Source organism: Rhodococcus sp. BP-241 (genome assembly GCF_019836145.1).
Classification (GTDB): domain Bacteria; phylum Actinomycetota; class Actinomycetes; order Mycobacteriales; family Mycobacteriaceae; genus Rhodococcoides.
The window spans coordinates 586675-605822 of sequence record NZ_JABUEI010000002.1 but is presented as its reverse complement, the minus strand read 5'-3'; the positions used below and the strand labels follow the sequence as shown (position 1 = coordinate 605822).

Below are 19148 nucleotides of genomic sequence, written 5' to 3'. Positions count from 1 at the left end.
CCTCCGCCATCGACCGGCGCGGCCGGTGGCCGACATGTAGGTGGACAAGGATGACCACACAGGCATCGGCCAATCACACGGCCAAAGTCATCGGCGTGACCATTGCGGCCGCCGTCGGCGGCTTCCTCTTCGGTTTCGACAGTTCCGTCATCAACGGCGCCGTCGACTCCATCCAGGGCAGATTCGCCCTCGGCGAGTTCCTCACCGGCTTCACCGTCGCGATCGCCCTGCTCGGGTGCGCGGCGGGCGCCTGGTTCGCCGGCGGACTGGCCGACCGGTGGGGACGCAAGAAGGTGATGCTGCTCGGGTCCGCGCTCTTCATCATCTCGTCGGTCGGCTCGGGTCTCGCCTTCAGCGTTCCCGACCTGATGCTGTGGCGTGTGCTCGGCGGTCTCGGCATCGGCATCGCGTCGGTGATCGCCCCCGCGTACATCGCGGAGATCTCGCCGGCCCGGATGCGCGGCAGTCTCGCGTCGCTGCAGCAGCTGGCCATCACCATCGGCATCTTCGCCGCACTGCTCTCGGACGCCGTGCTGGCGGATCGTGCGGACGGTGCGTCCAACGACCTGTGGCTCGGCCTCGAGGCCTGGCGATGGATGTTCATCGTCGGCGTGATCCCGGCCGTCGTCTACGGCGTCCTCGCGTTGCTCATCCCCGAGTCGCCGCGTTACCTCGTGGGCAAGCACCTCGACGAGGAGGCCGCGCAGATTCTCGCGAACATCACCGGCGAGAAGCACCCCAACGAGCGCATCCACGAGATCCGCCTGACTCTGCGCAAGGAGCAGCGCTCGTCGTTCGCCGACATCCGCGGTCCGCGCTTCGGTCTGCAGCCGCTGGTGTGGGTCGGCATCATCATGGCCGTCCTGCAGCAGTTCGTCGGTATCAACGCGATCTTCTACTACTCCACCACACTGTGGAAGTCGGTGGGCTTCACCGAGAGTCAGTCCTTCACCACGTCGGTCATCACCTCCGTGATCAACGTGGCCATGACGTTCGTGGCCATTCTCTTCGTCGACCGGGTGGGTCGGCGCAACCTGCTCATGGCCGGTTCCATCGGTATGTTCGTCGGTCTCCTCATGGCGGCGATCGCGTTCTCCCAGCAGATCGGCACCGGCGACGAGGTCTCCCTGCCCGATCCCTGGGGCGTCGTGGCGCTGATCGGCGCAAACCTGTTCGTGATCTTCTTCGCGTCGACGTGGGGACCGATCATGTGGGTCCTGCTCGGCGAGATGTTCCCGAACCGTATGCGCGCCATGGCTCTCGGCATCGGTACGGCCGCGAACTGGGTGGCCAACTTCGTCATCTCGCTGCTGTTCCCGTCGCTCACCGAGATGGTCGGACTCTCCATCGTCTACGGCGGCTTCGCACTCTTCGCCGCCCTGTCGTTCTTCTTCGTGAAGTCCAAGATCCCCGAGACCAAGGGCATGGAACTGGAGGACATGAAGTAGCCGCACGACCGCCGGTGCTATGGTCGGCGAGTTCTGACACGGGGTGCTTCGCGTCGCGAGGCTGAGACCACACCCGAGAACCTGATGCAGGTAATTCTGACGAAGGGATGTCACGGCCATGACGCCGTACGACCATGCGGTCGACGCTGCCTCCACCACGGATGCAGCCGACCTCACACGCTTCACCGACCTCCTCTGGGACCGCACGGCAGGCCTGCGGGCCCGGATCGACGACCTCGAGTTCCTCACCCGACTCGGCGACGGCACCCTGCCGACCACGTCGTTCCGGACGTACATCGAGCAGGACGGCCTCTACCTCGAGGGATACGCGAAGGCCTTGGCCCTCCTGTCCTCGCGCGCCGTCGATCCGGAGGCCGGAGCGTTCTGGGCCACGTCGGCGGCCACGGCCGCGACGGTCGAGAAGTCGTTGCACACCAGCCTTCTCGCCGACGTCGCACTCGGCGGTCCGTCGGAGACGCCGGTCGAGCACAGCCAGGCGTGCCTCGGGTACGTCTCGTTCCTCACGGCGACGGCGGCGACCGACACCTACGCCGTCGGCGCCGCGGCCGCGCTCCCCTGTTTCTGGATCTACGCCGAGGTCGGCCGCGGACTCGCGGCCTCGGCCCGCGCCGTGCTCGACGCCGATCCGGACCACCCGTACGCCCGGTGGGTGACGACGTACGACGCCGAGGACTTCCAGACCTCCGCCGCGCGCGCCCGCGAGCTCGTCGACGCGGCTGCCGAGGTGGCCGGCCCGGCCGAACGACAGCGGATGAGTGACGCGTTCGTCGTGGCGATGCGCTACGAACTGCTGTTCTGGGACACCGCCCTGAACACCGTGCCCTGGCCTGCTTCGGGGTCGGACGCATGAGGGCGCGGCACACGAGGGTCGGGCGCGTCGCGGCTCTGCTCACCGTGTCGCTCGTCGCCGCCGCGGGTCTCGCGGGCTGCGCCACGTCCGATGCCTCCGACGCGAACACGATCCGCTTCGCGCTCGACTGGACACCCAACACGAACCACACGGGCCTGTTCGTCGCCCAGCAGGAGGGCTACTTCGCGGACGCCGGGCTGAACGTCGAGATCCTGCCGTACAACTCGACGTCCCCCGACACGCTGATCGACTCCGGCAACGCCGAGTTCGGGATCAGCTTCCACAGCTCCGCCACCTACGCCCGCGCTGCCGGTGCGAAGGTGACCTCGGTGATGGCGCCGCTGCAGCACTGGGCCACCGGCATCGGCGTCCGCGCCGACCGGCAGGACATCCGGAGCCCTCGCGACCTGGACGGGCGGACCTACGCCGGGTTCGGCGACGCGGGCGAGGAGGCCACCCTCCGCAAGGTGATCGAGAACGACGGTGGCACCGGCGATTTCGAGACCGTGGTGCTCGGGACGTCCGCGTACGAGGCGGTCTACTCCGGTACCGCGGACTTCACCGTCTCCTACTTCGCGTGGGAGGGTCTCGAGGCCGAGCGGGCCGGAACCCCGATGACGTACTTCGACTACACCGACTTCGGCTTCCCCGACTCGTACGCGATCGTCGTCGACGGCGGTGACGAGTGGATGGCCGAGCACCCCGAACAGGCGCGACAGTTCGTGCAGGCCTTGCAGAAGGGTTACCAGAAGGCCGCCGACGATCCCGACGCGGGCGCGCGCGATCTGATCGACGCCAACCCGGGAGCATTTCCCGACGAGGACCTGGTCGTCGAGAGTCAGCGCATGCTGGCGGAGGACTACATGCTCGACGAGAACGGCCGCGTCGGGACGCAGACCCTGGAGCGATGGTCCGGGTACTCGAAGTTCCTGTTCGACGCCGGTGTCCTGGCCGGGCCCGACGGCGCACCGCTGACCACCGAGCCCGACTGGTCGACCTACTTCACCGATGAGTACCTCGATCAGGGCTGAGCGCGGCGGACAGGTGGGGCGGTACGCGCCGGCGCTGCTGCTCGCGGCGGGCCTCGTGGCGGCCTGGCAGGTGTACGTGGTCGTCAGCGGCATCTCGCCGCGCGTACTCCCCTCCCCCGCCCGCGTCGTCGATCAGGGCTGGACGAACCGTGCCGTCATCGCGGGTCACGCATCGTCCACCATTCAGGTCACTCTGCTCGGTTTCGCCGTCTCCCTGACGATCTCGTGGATCATCGCCACGGCCGTGGACTTCTCGCCGTGGCTGCGCCGCGCCATCGTTCCCCTGCTCGTGGTGTCGCAGACACTGCCGGTCATCGCCGTCGCTCCCCTGATGATCATCTGGTTCGGATTCGGCATCCTCCCCAAGCTCCTGGTGATCGCGCTGGTGACGTTCTTCCCGATGACCCTCGGCCTGATCGAGGGATTCGCCTCCGCGGACAAGGAGTCCGACGCACTGCTGCGCAGCATGGGAGCGTCACGGCGACAACAGTTCCGGTACGTCCGGCTCCCGTCCGCGCTGCCGCGCTTCTTCACCGCGCTCCGCATCGGGATCACCTACGCCGTCGTCGGTGCCGTCTTCTCCGAGTACGTCGGCGCCACGTCGGGTCTGGGCATCTACATGGCGCAGCAGAAGAACGCGTTCCGCACGGATCTCGTGCTGGCCGCGGTCATGGTCACGGCGGTGTGCAGCATCGCACTCTTCCTCCTCACGTTCGTGGCCGAGCGGCTTCTCGCGCCGTGGGCGCTCGCGGCGAAGGAGGGAACGCGATGACGGATCCTGTTCTGGAGCTGACCTCGGTACGCAAGTCCTACCCGGGGACACCGGTACTGGACGGGATCGACCTCGCCGTCGAGGGGGGACAGTTCGTGTCGATCGTCGGCCCGAGCGGCTGCGGCAAGAGCACGCTGTTCACCCTCCTCGCCGGTCTCGACACCGCGGACAGCGGCACCGTGGTGACACCGCGCTGCGCGTACATGCCGCAGAAGGATCTGTTGTTCCCGTGGCGTTCGGTTCTCGCGAACACCGCACTCGGGCTGGAGGTGCAGGGGGTTCCGAGGGCGCAGGCGCGGAGCCGGGCCCGCGACCTGTTCCCGGTCTTCGGCCTCGACGGCTTCGAGAACGCACGCCCCTCGTCGCTGTCCGGCGGGATGCGGCAGCGGGCCGCACTGCTCCGGACCGTCGTGCAGGGACGCGACGTCCTGCTGCTGGACGAGCCGTTCGGCGCTCTCGACTCGCTGACCAGGACGGCCATGCAGGACTGGTTGCAGGAGGTGTGGCAGCGGTACCGCTGGACGGTCCTGATGATCACCCACGACATCCGGGAGGCGGTGCAGGTGTCGGACCGGGTCGTCGTGCTGTCGCCGCGGCCCGCGCGGGTGGTCGCCGACGTGAGCATCGATCTGCCGCGGCCGCGACGCGCCGAGACCGCCACCACGCGGGAGTTCGCGACCTACGAACGCGCACTGCTGGACGCCCTCGGAAGCACGGGCCCTCGTCCCGGCGCGGGCGAGTAGGTTCGGTCCATGGCAGACACAGACGACACCCGCGTGGAGCACCATCCCGATCGTCAGCGTTTCGAGATCCTCGTCGGTGAGGAGGTCGCCGGCTACGCCGAGTATCGGCAGACCGATCCGACGGTCCGGGACTTCGACCACACCGTGACGCTTCCCGAGTTCCGCGGCCGCGGACTCGCGGCCGTCCTGGTGCGTCACGCACTCGACGACACACGCGCCGCGGGGCTGAAGATCGTCCCGTCGTGCTCCTACGTGCACCACTTCGTCGAGACGCACGAGGAGTACGCCGATCTGACCGTGTGAGCCGGGACTCGCGACACCGTGTCGGTGGGCCGCGTTACGGTCGCCCCATGAACGACCTGAACAGTGTCGACCTCTCGCCCGAGGCCGCCTGGAGCCGGTTCCGCACCCTGCTCGCCGATCACCTCGACGGGATGCCGGCGGGACACTCTCTGGTGCTCGCGTGCCCGCACGCCGACTCCGATCCGGTTCCGCCGTGCCTGCAGTTCTACGGATGGGACGACGAGACGGTCCGGTGCGAGGTGCTGGCGGACGAGTACCTCGCCGAGCACCGCCGGTGGACGTCCGAGGGGCGCGCACTGCTGGAGCAGTTCGGGTTCGCGCCGCCGCCGTCGCTCCCGCACACCGCTCGCCGCGATGACGAGCCGGTGAACTGGTTCGTCGATCGCCCGCGGCGCTACGCCGACCAACTCGCCGACGCCGCTGTCCGCGTCCTGCACTCGGTGTGGGGTGTCCCGCATCCGTCGTTCCTCGAGCTGGACGGCGACCTGTGCGGCCCCGTGATCGAGGACCGGTTCGGCGCGTCGTCCACGGACCCCGAGGACGCGCCGCCGTCCGACCCTGTCCCGTTCGACCCGCTGCGGCCGGTCCGCACGTCCGGTCCCGATGCCCGTCTCGAGATCATCGAGCAGACGCTCCTGCACATCCTCGGGTTCGTGCCGCACCCCGACGAGGACGGCGACTACCCGTTCCGTCTCGGGCCGGCCTGGCTCTACCTGTGCCCCACCCCGGAGGCGCCGTTCGTACAGATCCTCGCGCCGCTCGCGGCCGGCGTCACCGACGAGGCGCGAGCACTGTCGGTCGTCAACGACGTCAATCGCCGGTGGCCGCACGTCAAGGTGCTGCTGGACGAGGATCGCATCGTCGCCACCATCGACGTCACGGTGGTGCCGTTCGTCCCGCAGCACGTGGCCGACATGCTGGCCGTCATGGAGAAGTTCGCCGGCGAGGCCGCCGAGCATCTCCGGGCCGGGCTCGGGGCGCGGCCCTACCTCGACGCGTTCGGTGAACCGACGCCCGAGTACGACGCGGGTGACGGGACGGACGAGCACGGCGGTCCGGTGATTCCCGAGGCACTGCGCACGATCGCCGAGGCGGTGTGGGAGCGCGGCGCCGACATCGACGTCGAGGAGGTGCTGAACGCGTGCGGACACGATCGCACGCGCGTCGTCCGCTTCCTGGACGTGGCACGCGAGTGCGAGCTCTCCGCCCTCGATCGCACGCTCGACGACACCGATCCGCGAGTCGCCGCGTCGGCCGGTCTCGATGCGCGGGTCTGGCGCACCACCTCCGCGCTCCTCACCTCCGCGCACCGGCGTCTGGCCGCCGACCGCGTCGACGGACCGACGCGGTCGTCCGGCTCCCAGCTCGACCTGTTCGGGACCGACCTCGCCGGCGGAACCGGTGACAGCCTCTTCGACTGACGAGAAGGGTGCTGCCGATAGCCTTCGATGTGTGGTGACCACTCCGCGCTACGGCGGCGACAGCCTGTCCGATCTTCTGCCGTCGGTGCTCGGCGCACTCGGCGTCCCCGGTGAGTCCGACACCGTCGGGCTGGGGTTGTCCGGGGTCCGGCGGGTCTGCGTATTGCTGGTCGACGGCCTCGGAGCTCGACAGTTGGCGGCGCACGCCTCGGCAGCGCCGACACTCTCCTCGCTCACCGAGCGGGTCGTCACCGCCACGTTCCCGTCCACCACCGCGACGTCGTTGGCGTCACTGGGCACCGGACGCACGCCCGGTGAGCACGGCATCGTCGGCTACCTCACCGCCGTGCCCGGCTTCGACCGTCCGATGAATCCGCTGCACTGGCGTCTGCACGGTCAGGGACCCCGCGTCGATCTGCTCGCCGAGCTCGTTCCTGAACAGTTCCAACCTCGCGACACCGTGTTCGAGCGCGCCGCGGCGGACGGGGTGTCCGTCACTCGCATCGCGCCGTCCTACCAGCGCGAGTCCGGGCTCACCCGCGCCGTGCTGCGCGGCGGGGACTTCTCCGCGTCGGTGTCCGCGGGCGACCTCGTCGCCGAGACCTCGCGCGCGCTGCGGCGCGGCCGGCGGTCCCTCGTCTACTCGTACTGGTCCGAACTCGACCTCACCGGCCACGTGCGCGGGCCGGACTCCGACGCGTGGCGCCACGAGCTGACTCAGGTCGACACCATCGTCGCCGGCATTCTCGGCGAGTTGCCCTCCGACGCAGCGCTGATCGTCACCGCCGATCACGGGATGGTGCAGATCGGCACCCGCGTGGACATCGACGCGACGCCCGCGCTCACCGCCGACGTCCGGATGATCTGCGGCGAACCCCGCGCGCGCCACGTCTTCGCCGACGCCGGCGCCGCTGCCACGGTGCTCGATGCCTGGCGGGAGACCCTGGGTCCGGACCACCTGGTGGTGGGCCGCGACGATGCGGTCTCCCGGGGCTGGTTCGGGCCGTCGGTGCGCCCCGACGTCGCGGCGTGCATCGGTGACGTCCTGGCTCTGGCTCTCGGCGACGGCGCCCTGATCCGCCGCGGGGCCGAACCGAACCAGTCGGCGCTGCCCGGCCATCACGGCTCCCTGACCGACGTCGAGATGACCGTTCCTCTCCTCGTGGCACGGGGCTGACACGCCGAGAATCGCCCTGATTCCAACGCTTCGCGGGGCGCCGCGACGGTCCTACGGTGGGACGAGTGACCCTCGACAACTCTTCTCTCGCCCTGCACTGGTTCCTTCCCACCTACGGCGACAGCAGGTCGATCGTCGGCGGCGGACACGGCACGCGAGTCGGCGCCGCAGGCGGAGATCGTCGCGCGAGCATCGGGTACCTGTCGTCCATCGGCCGCGCGGCCGAGGAGTTCGGCTTCACCGGTGCACTCACCCCGGCCGGCGCGTGGTGCGAGGACGCGTGGCTCACCACGGCGATGCTCGCCCGCGAGACCGAGAAGCTCGCGTTCCTCATCGCCTTCCGACCGGGTCTGATCAGCCCGACCCTCGCGGCGCAGATGTCGGCGACGTTCAGCAACCATGCGCCCGGCCGACTCCTGCTCAACGTCGTCACCGGGGGCGAGGCTCACGAGCAGCGTCAGTACGGCGATCACCTGTCCAAGGACGAGCGGTACGCCCGCACGGACGAGTTCCTCACCATCGTCCGCGGCCTCTGGCGCGGCGAGTCGGTGACGCACCAGGGCACGCACATCCAGGTCGAGGACGCGTCGCTGCCGTTCCTCCCCGACCCCACGCCTCCGCTGTACTTCGGCGGCTCCTCTCCCGCTGCGGGCCCGGTGGCGGCGGACCACTCCGACGTCTATCTCACGTGGGGTGAGCCGACCACGGCCGTGGCGAAGAAGATCGAGTGGATCCGCGGACTCGCGGCCGAGCGCGGACGCACCGTGCGCTTCGGCATCCGCCTGCATGTGATCACCCGCGACACGTCCGAGGAGGCCTGGAAGCAGGCTGGCGCGCTCGTCGAGGCGCTCGGCGAGGACGCCGTCGCGACGGCGCAGTCCAACCTGGCGCGGAGCGAGTCGGTGGGCCAGCGCGCGATGCTCGCCCTGCACGAGGAGAGCCGCAGGACCGGGTCCTGGAAGGACCCGCGCGCACTCGAGATCTCCCCCAACCTGTGGGCCGGTGTCGGCCTGGTGCGCGGCGGAGCCGGAACGGCCCTCGTCGGGAGCCACACCGAGGTGGCCGATCGCATCGCGGAGTACGCGGCCGTCGGCATCGACGAGTTCGTTCTCTCCGGTTATCCACACCTCGAGGAGCTGTACTGGTTCGGCGAGGGTGTCATCCCCCAGCTGCGCAGCCGCGGACTGTTCTCCGGCGGCGCCGCGGCACGCGCCACGGGCCACACCCCGTTCCTCCCCGCCCGATGACCACCGAACCCGGCCCGAAGACCCTGCCGCCGGTGCTCGACGACGACGCTGCGCTGGCCGTCGCCGCCGCGCTCGGGGCGAAGATCGCCCCGTCCGCGATCGAACGTGACCGCGATCGACGGCTGCCCGGCCCGGAACTGGACCTGCTGTCCGCGTCGGGGCTGCTGGGCATCACCGTGCCCGCGGAGTTCGGCGGCAGGCCGGTCTCGGCGCGCACCCTCGCCTCGGTGTTCCTCTCGCTCGCTCGCGGGGACGCCAGCATCGCGCAGATACCGCAGAGCCACATGACCTTCCTCGACGCGCTGCGGCGACAGGGATCGACGGAGCAACAGCGACGCTTCTTCGCCGAGGCCCTCGCCGGTCGCCGCTTCGCCAACGCCCAGAGCGAGCGCGGCACACCCTCCATCGCGGTCGACCGGACCACGGTGACGTCCCGTCCGGACGGCACCTCGTCGCTGAACGGCACCAAGTACTACTCGACGGGCGCGCTCTTCGCACACTGGTTGGTGGTCCGCGGCGTGCAGGCGGGCCCCGGCGAGCAGGGTGATCAGAGCCGGAAGGTGCTGGCCTACATCCCGGCGGACGCGCCCGGAGTGCTCGTCGAGGACGACTGGGACGGGCTCGGACAGCGCACGACGGCCAGCGGCACCGTGACCCTGACGGACGTCGTGGTGCCTGCCGACTCCCTCGTCCCGTACTCCGCCCTCTTCGACGGCGCGACCACCTACGGGGCGCGCGCTCAGCTGCTGCACGCCGCCATCGATGCCGGCATCGCCCGCGCCGCCGTCGACACCGCTCGCGAGGTCGTGGTCGTCGCTCGCCCTCCGGTGGACGCCGACGTGGCGACGGCCGACCGGGATCCGTTGCTGCTGCAGCAGTTCGGCGAAGTGGAGATCGGGGTGCGCGGGGCCGAGGCGCTCGTGCGCGAGGCCGGCGAGGCGATCGACGTGGCCGAGCGCGAGCTCACACCGGACAGCGCCGCCGCGGCCTCCATCGCGACGGCAGCGGCCAAGGTCGCCTCGGCGCGTGCGTCCCTCGACGCCACCACGGCACTGTTCGACGCGGGCGGAACTCGCAGTGCCGCAGCCTCTCTACGGCTGGACAGGCTGTGGCGCGACGCGAGGACCCACACGCTCCACGACCCTGTGCGATGGAAGACTCAGCACGTCGGCCGGTACGCGCTCACTGGGGCGCACCCGCCGCGCCACGGACTGATCTAGTCGCGCACCGGTGTCGCGGCGTAGGGACGGCCGAACTGCGTCCGGACTCCGTCGGAGTACAGCACGGAGTCCGGCGGACGGGCGGCCAGGTCCCCCACGCCCGCCGCGGCCATGAGCTGGTCGTCGCAGCGCACCAGGGTCGCCGCGCGCAGCGGCCACCGGCGGTGGGTGTTGGGGACGAAGACGGGTCGGCTCGCGACGGACGTGTGCATCCCCCACCGAGCGGTGAGGAACACCGACAGCGGATCGTCGGACATGTCGGTGTCGCCGGGGGACACGGTGAAGTCGGTCGTCGCACCACGGTGCGGCGGTGCCAGTCGCCGAGAGCGGTAGCCGACGACCCGGTTCCGAGGATCACCGTCGTCGACGATGTCGATGTGCGACCAGCGATACGGCACCCCCGCCGCGTTCGTGGCCAGCACCACTGCGGCACGGGTGGCGTCGAGAGAACGGAACACGACCCCTCGGCGATCGTCACCGTCGCGGCTGTAGAGCCGCACGTTGATCTCGCCGAAGGTTCCGAGTCGCGGTACCGGTCGGCCGTACCCCAACCCGGCCCCCACCATCTCGAAGCCGATCAGTCCGACATAGGTGTACCCGTCCATCGTGTCGGGGACGATGCCGCGAGGCAGCAACGGCGCGACGACGTCCGGGGCGACACGCCAGTGCAGGAACACGAGGCGTTCCCACCGCTGGTCCATGATCACGGGGCGCGGCAGCACAGGCGGGCGAGGCCAGAGATCGACGCTCCGATCACGCACCGAAGAGGTTCTTGGCCTTGAGGATCAGCTCGTAGACACCCCAGGCGAAGGGAACCCCGACCCACAGCCAGGACACCACCACGACGGGCACACGCGCGCCCTGCTTCGTCTCGCTCATACCGTCGCCTCGTTCTTGTCGTTCGTACCCTCGTCGGTCGCAGTGCCCGGCGTCGTCGCCTCCGGGTCCGGCTCCGAGTACTTCGGATCCACGGGCTTGATCAGTTCGTTCGCGACGAAGCCGATGGAGAGCAGGACGATCATCGTCACGAACGCGGGAACGTACCGTCCGGTGGTTCCCTCCTCGCCGAGGTCGGCGATCGCGTTGACGATCAGTGGTCCGAGCACGCCCGCGACCGACCAGGCCGTCAACAGTCGTCCGTGGATGGCACCGACCTGATAGGTACCGAACAGGTCACGCAGGTAGGCGGGCGCCGTGGCGAAGCCTGCACCGTAGAACGACAGGATCACCATCGCGCTGACGAGGAACAAGACCTTGTTCGTGTTCGTGAAGAGCGAGATGTACAGGTAGAGAAGCGCACCCACACCGAGGTAGAGACGATAGATGTTCTTGCGACCCACCAGGTCGGACACCGACGACCACACGAACCGGCCGAGCATGTTCGTCAGCGAGAGGAACGCGACGAAGCCCGCGGCCGCTGCCACCACGGATTCCGGGGCGGTGGGGTCGGGAAAGAAGTCGGTGTAGATGCCCGCGGCGCGCTCGAGGATACCGATGCCGGCGGTGACGTTGAAGCACAACACGATCCACAGCAACCAGAACTGCGGGGTCTTGACGGCGTTCGCCGCGGACACGCGTGCGGTGTGCTGACCCGCCGGGGTCTGCGGTGGCGTCCACCCGGCCGGCTTCCAGTCGTCGGCGGGAACCCGGATCAGCACGACGCCGAGCGCCATGAAGACGGCGTAGCCGAGGCCGAGCGTGAGGAACGTCGTGGCGATCGAGGCATCGGTGTTGCCGCCGTACGCGGACAGGAGTTTGGTGGTCAGGGGCGAGGCAACCAGGGCGCCGCCGCCGAATCCCATGATCGCGATACCCGTCGCCATGCCCGGGCGATCGGGGAACCACTTGATCAGCGTGGAGACCGGGGAGATGTACCCGATGCCGAGGCCGATGCCGCCGACGAGTCCGTATCCGACGATCACCAACCAGAACTGGTCGAGGCTCATGCCGAGGGCGGAGATGAGCAGCCCGGAGCAGAAGAAGAGGAGCGACATCGTCATGGCCCACCGCGGACCGTGCGTCTCCACCTTCGTCCCGAGCACGGCTGCGGAGAGGCCGAGCATGACGATGGCCAGCTGGAACGGGATCGCGGTCATCGTCCCGCTCAGTCCCATGGCGGTGTCGGAGGAGATGGCGGCCTTGAACACGCTCCACGCGTAGGCCTGGCCGATCGCGAGATGAATCGCGAGGGCGGCCGGCGGAATGAGCCAGCGGCTCCATCCCGGTGGCGCGACGATACGGGCGCGTTCGAGTACTGCTGGCATGGAGGTCGTCCTTCCGGCGCGGGTCACGCGCTCAGAGGTCGACCGCGTACTACCGTGCTTTCACCGATCCGACTCGTTCCAAACAGGACGAAGGCACGGGCGCACGTCAGAGCGTGTCCCGCGAGATCTGATCGGACACCGAATGGGTGTTGTCGGCCGAGATCTCCCGCGTACCGGACCGGGAGATGAGATCGTCGATGCGCTGGTCGAGGCCCACGGTGCGCTGCACGGCGTCCAGGCTCCGGTGCTCGATCTCCGCCACCGCGATCTCGTCGACCACGCGTGACAACGCTGCGACCCGGTCGATCACCTGATCCCACACCGGGATGAGATCGGCTCGGCGCACGAGCACCTCGCGTCGACCCTCCTCGTCCACCGTGTCCCCCTGCGCCTCGAAGGCCGCGGTGAGTTCCGCGTCCAACTGGGCGAGTGCGACCACGTCCACCGCGATCTGCACCAGTTCGGTTCCCGGGTCGAGCTGCGCCCGGGCCACCGCGAACAGGTCCGAGCGCCAGATCCGCGAGGAGAGGATCCGGTCGTGGTACATCCCGGCGAGGAACAGCAGGGTGTCGTAGCGATCGGCGAACCGATCCGCGTCCGTGCCCGCGAGGGTGCGGACGACGTCGGCGCCCCGCGCGTGCAGCGTGTCGAGGCGCTCCGCCGCGGCGCCGCCGAGGATCCCTCGGGCTCGCGAGAGTGGACCCGGTCCGACACCGAGCGGAGTCGGCGTGTGCCGCAACGCCTCGAAGAGGGCGGTGCGCTGGTCGACGTCGAGGTGGATGCCCTCGCGCCGCTCCCGGCGGATCGCGCGGACCCCCGACGCGTAGTGACCGGAACTCATCACGAACCGCGTGCGGTACGACCCCAGTCGACGTTCGAGCAGCACGTGCCGTTGCAGCAGAGCCAGGCGCGTGGGCCCGGTGCGCAGTACGGCCGTGCGACCGTCGATCCAGTGCAGCTCCTCCGTGATCAGCCGCAGGGTGCCGAATCCGCCCAGTGCGGGGAACTTCCGGCCGGCGCGCAGGCGCGCGAGCGCGATTCCGCGCGTCTCCTCGTCGAGACGACCCAGTGCGACGAGCAGCGCGGCGCGGTCGGACAGCGGCTCGTGAGCGCGTCCGGACCGGTCCGACTCGATGCGCGTCGACTCGGCGATGGTCCGCACGGTGTCCGCTCGACGGGCACGCATGTCCGCGGGGTCACTCGTCACCGTTCTCCACCTCCCCCACCGATTCTGCAGGTGCCACCAGTGTTCCAGATCGAGTCGGGACACGGTTCTCACGTCCGCGGCCACCCCCGCGCGGCACTACCATCGAAGCGTGACGAACATGGAACGACTACGCCACCTCGCCGGGCTCCACGGCGTCGCCACGTCGTACGAGGGGTGGGACAAGGCCCGCCGCGACGTCGGTGAATCCACCCTCCGCTCGGTCCTGACGGCGCTCGACGTGCCCGTCGACAGCGACGACGACATCGAGACCGCGATCGTCGATCACGACGAGGCACCCTGGCGGCGCACCGTGCCGGCGGTCGTCGTGGTCACGTCCGGCAAGGACCACCACGTTCCCGTCCACGTGCCGCACGGGACGTCCGTGACGGTCACCGTCGAGCTCGAGGACGGCGGCACGCGCGAGGCGGCTCAGCAGGACGTCTGGGTCGACCCCCGCGAGATCGACGGCGCCCTCGTCGGCCGAGCCACGTTCGCCGTCCCGGTCGATCTCCCGCTCGGATGGCACACGCTGCGCGCGGAGGGGGACGACGGTCTCGAGGCGTCGTGCACGCTGGTCGTCACGCCGGCCCGTCTGTCCACCGCCGAGGCACTGTCCGATCGTCAACGATGGGGCGTGCTGGCGCAGCTCTACTCCATCCGGTCCGCACAGTCGTGGGGCATCGGCGATCTGGCCGATCTGGCCGACATGGCGGCGATCCTGGGCGGCGAGCACGGAGCGGACTACGTCCTGGTCAATCCTTTGCACGCCGCGGCGCCGCGGCCACCGATCGAGGCCTCGCCCTATCTGCCGACCACCCGTCGATTCTTCAATCCGCTCTACATCCGCGTCGAGAACATCCGTGAGACAGCGATGCTGCCGCGCGACAGGTATGCCCGCATCCGCGACACCGCACGCCGACTGCACCGCGCCGACGGTCGCACGGACGATCTGGACAGGGACAAGTCTCTGCGCGCGAAACTCCGTGCGCTCGAAGCGATCTTCCTCGTTCCGCGGAGCGCGTCCCGCCAGGCCGCGTTCGACGAGTTCCGCGCCGCGGAGGGCGTGGGCCTGCACAACTTCGCCACGTGGTGCGCACTGACGGAGAAGCTGTCGCCGGACGACACGCGATGGCAGACGAAGGCCGCCGCCCCCGGCACGCCGTGGGTCCAGCGGCAGCAGGCGAAACTCGCGCATCGCATCGAGTTCCACAGCTGGCTCCAGTGGATCTGCGACGAGCAACTGGCCGAGGCCCAGGCCACCGCGCACCGGGCCGGAATGGCCATCGGTGTCGTGCACGATCTGGCTGTGGGAGTGCAGCTCTCGGGTGCCGACGCCTGGTCCCTGGGTTCCGCACTGGCCGAGGGCGTGACCGTCGGCGCTCCCCCGGACGACTTCAATCAGCAAGGGCAGCAGTGGAACCAGCCACCCTGGCGGCCCGACCGGCTGGCCGAACTCGGGTACGCACCGTATCGCGACATGCTGCGCACCGTGCTCAAGCACGCGGGCGGGCTGCGGGTCGACCACATCCTCGGACTGTTCCGGCTCTGGTGGATCCCCACCGATGCCGAGACTCCCGCGGGCGGCACCTATGTCACGTACGACCACGAGGCGCTCATCGGCATCCTCGCGCTCGAGGCGGAACTGGCCGGCGCCGTGGTCATCGGTGAGGACCTCGGCGTCTTCGAACCCGTCGTTCAGGACTACCTGGCCGAGCGGGGCGTGCTGGGCACGTCCATCCTGTGGTTCGAGCGGGACGACGACGGCCCCATCGCCCCGGAGAAGTACCGCGAGCTGTGCCTGACCTCGGTGACCACCCACGACCTGCCGCCCACCGCCGGGTACCTGGCGGGTGAGCACATCGATCTGCGATCGCGGCTCGGCCTCCTCGAGAGAGCCGTCGACGAGGAGCGTGCGCAGGACGAGAAACAGCGTGAGTCCGTACTGGACCTCGCGCGCGAGCGTGGCCTGCTCGCGGACGGTGCGTCCACCGGGGAGACGGTCGCGGCGCTGTACCGGCTGATCCAGCGCAGCCCGTCCCTGCTGATCGGAGTGGCACTGGTGGACATGGTCGGCGAGCACCGCATCCAGAACCAGCCGGGAACCGACGAGACCCAGTATCGGAACTGGCGCGTTCCCCTCGCCGACGCCGCGGGCCGCGCGGTCTCGGTGGAGGACCTGCGGCGCGCGGACCCGTTGGTGCAGTACTGAGACGCCCTCACCCCGCCGACGCGGCGGGGTGACGGGTGGTCGTCAGATCGCGCCGAGCAGGGACTTGTCGTCGCGCTTCTCGCCGCTCTTCAGCATCTCGCGCGCGGTGTCGAGTCCTTCCCACACGTTCCACATCAGCACACCGCGGAGCACGGAGTCGTCGTCGAGGTAGTACACGACACCCTCCTTGCCTGGCGTCTTCCAGTCCTCGACCGTCCTGAGGTCGGTGCTCATCGTGCCCACCGCCTGGTAACCGTTGTCGAACACGTCGGAGTAGAAGTACGGCGTGTACGTGTACGGCTCGGTGGAGCCGGCCATGATCTTGCCGACCGTCTTTCCCATGCTGTTGGCGTTGTCCACGTGCTCGATGCGACGACGGCCCAGGATCGCGTCGGGGTAGTTGGCGACGTCGCCCGCGGCGTAGACGTGCTCGTCCGCCGTGCGCAGGAACTCGTCGACCACGATGCCGTTGTCGACGTCGAGCCCCGACTTCTCCGCGAGGTCGGTGTTCGGCGTCACGCCGAGCCCGAAGACCACCGCGTCGGCATCGATCGTGGAACCGTCGCTGAGGGTCAGCGACACCGCATTGCCCTGCTGCGCACCGGAGTCGACCTTCACACCCGTGCGGACCGTGACGCCGTGATCCTCGAAGTCCTGCTGGAACACCGACGCGAGGTCCGCGGGGAACATGTGGCCGCCCACCACGTCGTCACTGCTCACCAGGGTGACGGTGACCTTGTTCTGCGCGAGCGCCGCGGCGATCTCGGTGCCGATGTAACCACCGCCCACCACGACGATGTGGGTGCCCTCCGTCGCCAGCGCCCGCAGGCGCCGGTAGTCCGCGAAGGTGCGGAAGTAGACGACCCGCTCGGACGGACGCAGGTCCAGCGTCGTCGGGGTCGCCCCGGTCGCCAGCAACAGCGATCCGTAGTGGTGGGTGTCCCCCTTGTCGGTGGTCACCGTGCGGGCGTCGCGATCGATCGACGTGACCGTCGTCGACAGCACCAGCGTCGCACCCGTCTCCTCGGTGCCCAACGGCACCTCGTCGGTGGTGAACTCCGCGTCGGTCCACAGCTTCTTGCTCAGCGCGGGGCGGGTGTAGGGACCGTCGACGTCGGAGCCGACGACGAGGATGGTGCCGTTCTCGTCGTGCTCGCGGATCCCCTTGGCGGCGTTGTCGGCCACCATTCCTCCGCCGACGATGACGTAGTCGTACTCGGACACGTTGTACCCCTCTTCATGAGCCGTGCGCGCCGACCGAGTCGGGCCGCGCGTCACCTGCACAGGGAGTAGCCGATGCGGGCTCCGCGGAAACCCGACCGTGTCGTACCTGCGTGCTGTGATGAGTTCCGACGCTCGGCCGAGTCACATCGGACGGGCGCATCGTCGTGTCACGTCCGGAAGGGAAGTCTCATGGCCTCACGCAGTTCGGGTGCCACCGCCATCAGCGCGGTCGGCCTCGTCAAACGGTACGGGGGCGTCGACGCACTCGACGGTCTCGATCTCGAGGTGCCCGAGGGCACGGTCATGGCACTGCTCGGGCCCAACGGAGCCGGGAAGACCACCACCATCCGCGTGCTCACCACACTGCTGCGGGCCGACGCCGGCACCGCACGGGTGGCGGGCCTCGACGTCGTCGCCGACGCGGCGGAACTCCGCTCACGCATCGGCGTCTCGGGGCAGTACTCCGCGGTGGACGAGTATCTGACGGGCTTCGAGAACCTCGACATGGTCGGCCGGCTGTACCACCTCGGGAAGAAGCGCAGCCGTGATCGGGCACGTGAACTGCTCGAACGGTTCGACCTCGTCGAGGCGGCCGACCGGCCGGTCAAGGGCTACTCGGGTGGGATGCGCCGACGCCTGGACCTGGCGGGCGCCCTCGTCGCCGATCCACCGGTCCTCTTCCTCGACGAGCCCACCACCGGGCTCGATCCTCGCGCCCGCCTCGAGCTGTGGTCGGTGATCGAGGAACTGGTGCAGGGCGGGACGACCCTGCTCCTCACCACCCAGTACCTCGAGGAAGCGGACCAGCTGGCCGACGAGATCGCGGTGATCGATCGTGGTCGCGTCATCGAGCGCGGCACCGCCGACGAACTGAAGTCGCGAGTGGGCGGAGCCAGGCTGGAGTTCGCCTTCGACACGGACGGCGATCTGACGACGGCGCAGGGCGTCATGGAGCGTTTCGCACCGGGTCAGGTCACCTCCGATGCCGCGTCCCGGCGGCTCACGGTCGGTGCGGACGACGGGACCACCACGTTCGTCGACGCGCTGGTCCTGCTCCGCGAGAACGGCGTCACCCCTGCCGACGCCTCGCTGGGCAAGCCCAGCCTCGACGACGTCTTCCTCACTCTCACCGGCCAGACGTCGACCCGGCCCGACGCGGCCGATCAGCAGCCCAGCGGACAGGAGACGGCCCGATGAACTCACCCACCACGGCGCTGAGCGACGGCGCGACCATCGCCCGACGCAACCTCATCAAGATCAAGCGCGTCCCCGACCTCATCGTCTTCACACTGCTGTCACCGATCATGTTCGTCCTGGTCTTCGCGTACATCTTCGGATCGGCCATCGAGATCCCCGGCATGTCCTACCGCGAGTTCCTCATCGCCGGCATCTTCGCGCAGACCGTCATCTTCGGGTCCACGTGGACCGGCCTCGGGCTCGCCGAGGACATGCAGAAGGGCATCATCGACCGCTTCCGCTCCCTGCCCATGGCTCCGTCCGCGGTGCTCGTCGGACGGACCAGCAGCGACATCGTCATCAACGTCATCAGCCTGGTCGTGATGTCTCTGACCGGTCTGCTGGTCGGCTGGCGCATCCGGTCGTCGTTCTGGGAGGCCGCGGCAGGATTCGGGCTGCTGCTGCTCTTCGCCTACGCACTGTCCTGGGTGATGGCGGTGATCGGTCTGTGGATCCGGACGCCCGAGGTGTTCAACAACGCCAGCTTCATCGTCATCTTCCCGCTGACGTTCATCGCCAACACGTTCGTGCAGAGTCAGGATCTGCCCGGGATCCTGCAACCCATCGCCGAGTGGAATCCTGTCTCCGCCATCACGCAGGCGAGCCGGGTGCTGTTCGGGAACACGAACCCGACGATGCCGCCTCCGGACGCGTGGCCACTCCAACACCCCGTGCTCGCGACGGTGGGCTGGTCGATCCTCATCCTGATCGTCTTCGTACCGTTCGCCATCCACCGCTACACCAAGGCGGTGAGCCGCTGACGTCCTGAGCCGTC

Annotated in this window: 18 protein-coding genes and 1 riboswitch; of the genes, 13 read left to right on the top strand and 5 right to left on the bottom strand. The window is 69.3% G+C overall.

The genetic code is table 11. The features are described from left to right. Positions 1 to 50 precede the first annotated feature (50 nt). From HQ308_RS06070 to HQ308_RS06030, 10 genes are all read left to right on the top strand, one after another. The gene (locus tag HQ308_RS06070; protein WP_027504958.1) at positions 51 to 1448 is read left to right on the top strand and encodes a sugar porter family MFS transporter; all 1398 of its coding nucleotides are present in this window, start codon (positions 51 to 53) and stop codon (positions 1446 to 1448) included. 29 nt (positions 1449 to 1477) lie between these two features. Next, positions 1478 to 1573, top strand: a riboswitch (TPP riboswitch). After that, complete coding sequence (locus HQ308_RS06065; RefSeq protein WP_222645900.1) at positions 1567 to 2319, top strand: TenA family protein; 753 nt, start codon at positions 1567 to 1569, stop codon at positions 2317 to 2319. (Overlaps the previous riboswitch by 7 nt.) Next, positions 2316 to 3350: an ABC transporter substrate-binding protein gene (locus tag HQ308_RS06060; RefSeq protein WP_056448409.1), complete on the top strand. Its 1035-nt coding sequence runs from the start codon at positions 2316 to 2318 to the stop codon at positions 3348 to 3350. Before HQ308_RS06065 ends, HQ308_RS06060 begins: the two co-directional genes overlap by 4 nt. After that, a complete protein-coding gene (locus HQ308_RS06055) occupies positions 3328 to 4122 on the top strand; it encodes an ABC transporter permease (RefSeq protein WP_222645899.1) in 795 nt (264 codons plus the stop codon). Before HQ308_RS06060 ends, HQ308_RS06055 begins: the two co-directional genes overlap by 23 nt. Then, positions 4119 to 4865 (top strand): ABC transporter ATP-binding protein, encoded by a 747-nt coding sequence (locus HQ308_RS06050; protein WP_222645898.1) that lies wholly within the window; start codon positions 4119 to 4121, stop codon positions 4863 to 4865. The genes HQ308_RS06055 and HQ308_RS06050 overlap by 4 nt, the downstream gene beginning before the upstream one ends. Before the next feature lie 9 nt (positions 4866 to 4874). Further along, on the top strand, positions 4875 to 5168 hold the full coding sequence (locus HQ308_RS06045; protein ID WP_027504953.1) for a GNAT family N-acetyltransferase: 294 nt from the start codon (positions 4875 to 4877) through the stop codon (positions 5166 to 5168). Positions 5169 to 5215: 47 nt separating this feature from the next. Then, positions 5216 to 6589, top strand: coding sequence for a YbjN domain-containing protein (locus HQ308_RS22485; RefSeq protein ID WP_261775756.1), 1374 nt, complete (start codon positions 5216 to 5218; stop codon positions 6587 to 6589). Positions 6590 to 6620: 31 nt separating this feature from the next. Beyond that, positions 6621 to 7766 carry an alkaline phosphatase family protein gene (locus HQ308_RS06040; protein ID WP_307091894.1) on the top strand — a complete coding sequence of 382 codons (1146 nt, stop codon included), beginning with the start codon at positions 6621 to 6623 and terminating at the stop codon, positions 7764 to 7766. Positions 7767 to 7831: 65 nt separating this feature from the next. Next, entirely contained in the window at positions 7832 to 9013 is a 1182-nt protein-coding gene (locus tag HQ308_RS06035; RefSeq protein ID WP_027504950.1) for an LLM class flavin-dependent oxidoreductase, read from the top strand. Continuing rightward, a complete protein-coding gene (locus HQ308_RS06030; RefSeq protein WP_222645897.1) occupies positions 9010 to 10233 on the top strand; it encodes an SfnB family sulfur acquisition oxidoreductase in 1224 nt (407 codons plus the stop codon). Before HQ308_RS06035 ends, HQ308_RS06030 begins: the two co-directional genes overlap by 4 nt. On the opposite strand, the gene HQ308_RS06025 is transcribed toward HQ308_RS06030, so the two are convergent. The 4 genes from HQ308_RS06025 to HQ308_RS06015 form a co-directional block, all read right to left on the bottom strand. Then, positions 10230 to 10994, bottom strand: coding sequence for a DUF2071 domain-containing protein (locus tag HQ308_RS06025; RefSeq protein ID WP_308115690.1), 765 nt, complete (start codon positions 10992 to 10994; stop codon positions 10230 to 10232). The genes HQ308_RS06030 and HQ308_RS06025 overlap by 4 nt on opposite strands. Then, complete coding sequence (locus HQ308_RS22480; RefSeq protein ID WP_261770158.1) at positions 10987 to 11112, bottom strand: hypothetical protein; 126 nt, start codon at positions 11110 to 11112, stop codon at positions 10987 to 10989. The genes HQ308_RS06025 and HQ308_RS22480 overlap by 8 nt, the downstream gene beginning before the upstream one ends. After that, a complete protein-coding gene (locus HQ308_RS06020) occupies positions 11109 to 12497 on the bottom strand; it encodes an OFA family MFS transporter (protein ID WP_051613185.1) in 1389 nt (462 codons plus the stop codon). Before HQ308_RS06020 ends, HQ308_RS22480 begins: the two co-directional genes overlap by 4 nt. Before the next feature lie 106 nt (positions 12498 to 12603). After that, positions 12604 to 13704 (bottom strand): hypothetical protein, encoded by a 1101-nt coding sequence (locus HQ308_RS06015; protein ID WP_222645896.1) that lies wholly within the window; start codon positions 13702 to 13704, stop codon positions 12604 to 12606. Positions 13705 to 13813: 109 nt separating this feature from the next. On the opposite strand from HQ308_RS06015, the gene malQ reads away from it, so the two are divergent. Then, positions 13814 to 15913, top strand: coding sequence for a 4-alpha-glucanotransferase (gene malQ, locus HQ308_RS06010; protein WP_222645895.1), 2100 nt, complete (start codon positions 13814 to 13816; stop codon positions 15911 to 15913). A 42-nt stretch (positions 15914 to 15955) separates the two neighbouring features. Here the strand turns inward: malQ and HQ308_RS06005 are convergent, their stop codons facing one another. After that, the gene (locus HQ308_RS06005) at positions 15956 to 17137 is read right to left on the bottom strand and encodes an FAD-dependent oxidoreductase (protein WP_308115689.1); all 1182 of its coding nucleotides are present in this window, start codon (positions 17135 to 17137) and stop codon (positions 15956 to 15958) included. Between the two features lie 189 nt (positions 17138 to 17326). Here HQ308_RS06005 and HQ308_RS06000 point away from each other — a divergent pair, with 189 nt between their 5' ends. After that, on the top strand, positions 17327 to 18334 hold the full coding sequence (locus tag HQ308_RS06000) for a daunorubicin resistance protein DrrA family ABC transporter ATP-binding protein (RefSeq protein ID WP_027504945.1): 1008 nt from the start codon (positions 17327 to 17329) through the stop codon (positions 18332 to 18334). After that, positions 18331 to 19134 carry an ABC transporter permease gene (locus HQ308_RS05995; RefSeq protein ID WP_027504944.1) on the top strand — a complete coding sequence of 268 codons (804 nt, stop codon included), beginning with the start codon at positions 18331 to 18333 and terminating at the stop codon, positions 19132 to 19134. The genes HQ308_RS06000 and HQ308_RS05995 overlap by 4 nt, the downstream gene beginning before the upstream one ends. Positions 19135 to 19148: the final 14 nt, after the last annotated feature.

Coding starts and splice junctions, on each gene's coding strand:
- HQ308_RS06000 (WP_027504945.1), top strand. CDS start 17,327: ATGGCCTCACGCAGTTCGGGTGCCACCGCCATCAGCGCGGTCGGCCTC.
- HQ308_RS06050 (WP_222645898.1), top strand. CDS start 4,119: ATGACGGATCCTGTTCTGGAGCTGACCTCGGTACGCAAGTCCTACCCG.
- HQ308_RS22480 (WP_261770158.1), bottom strand. CDS start 11,112: ATGAGCGAGACGAAGCAGGGCGCGCGTGTGCCCGTCGTGGTGGTGTCC.
- HQ308_RS22485 (WP_261775756.1), top strand. CDS start 5,216: ATGAACGACCTGAACAGTGTCGACCTCTCGCCCGAGGCCGCCTGGAGC.
- HQ308_RS06055 (WP_222645899.1), top strand. CDS start 3,328: ATGAGTACCTCGATCAGGGCTGAGCGCGGCGGACAGGTGGGGCGGTAC.
- HQ308_RS06070 (WP_027504958.1), top strand. CDS start 51: ATGACCACACAGGCATCGGCCAATCACACGGCCAAAGTCATCGGCGTG.
- HQ308_RS06045 (WP_027504953.1), top strand. CDS start 4,875: ATGGCAGACACAGACGACACCCGCGTGGAGCACCATCCCGATCGTCAG.
- HQ308_RS06020 (WP_051613185.1), bottom strand. CDS start 12,497: ATGCCAGCAGTACTCGAACGCGCCCGTATCGTCGCGCCACCGGGATGG.
- HQ308_RS06065 (WP_222645900.1), top strand. CDS start 1,567: ATGACGCCGTACGACCATGCGGTCGACGCTGCCTCCACCACGGATGCA.
- HQ308_RS06030 (WP_222645897.1), top strand. CDS start 9,010: ATGACCACCGAACCCGGCCCGAAGACCCTGCCGCCGGTGCTCGACGAC.
- HQ308_RS06060 (WP_056448409.1), top strand. CDS start 2,316: ATGAGGGCGCGGCACACGAGGGTCGGGCGCGTCGCGGCTCTGCTCACC.
- HQ308_RS05995 (WP_027504944.1), top strand. CDS start 18,331: ATGAACTCACCCACCACGGCGCTGAGCGACGGCGCGACCATCGCCCGA.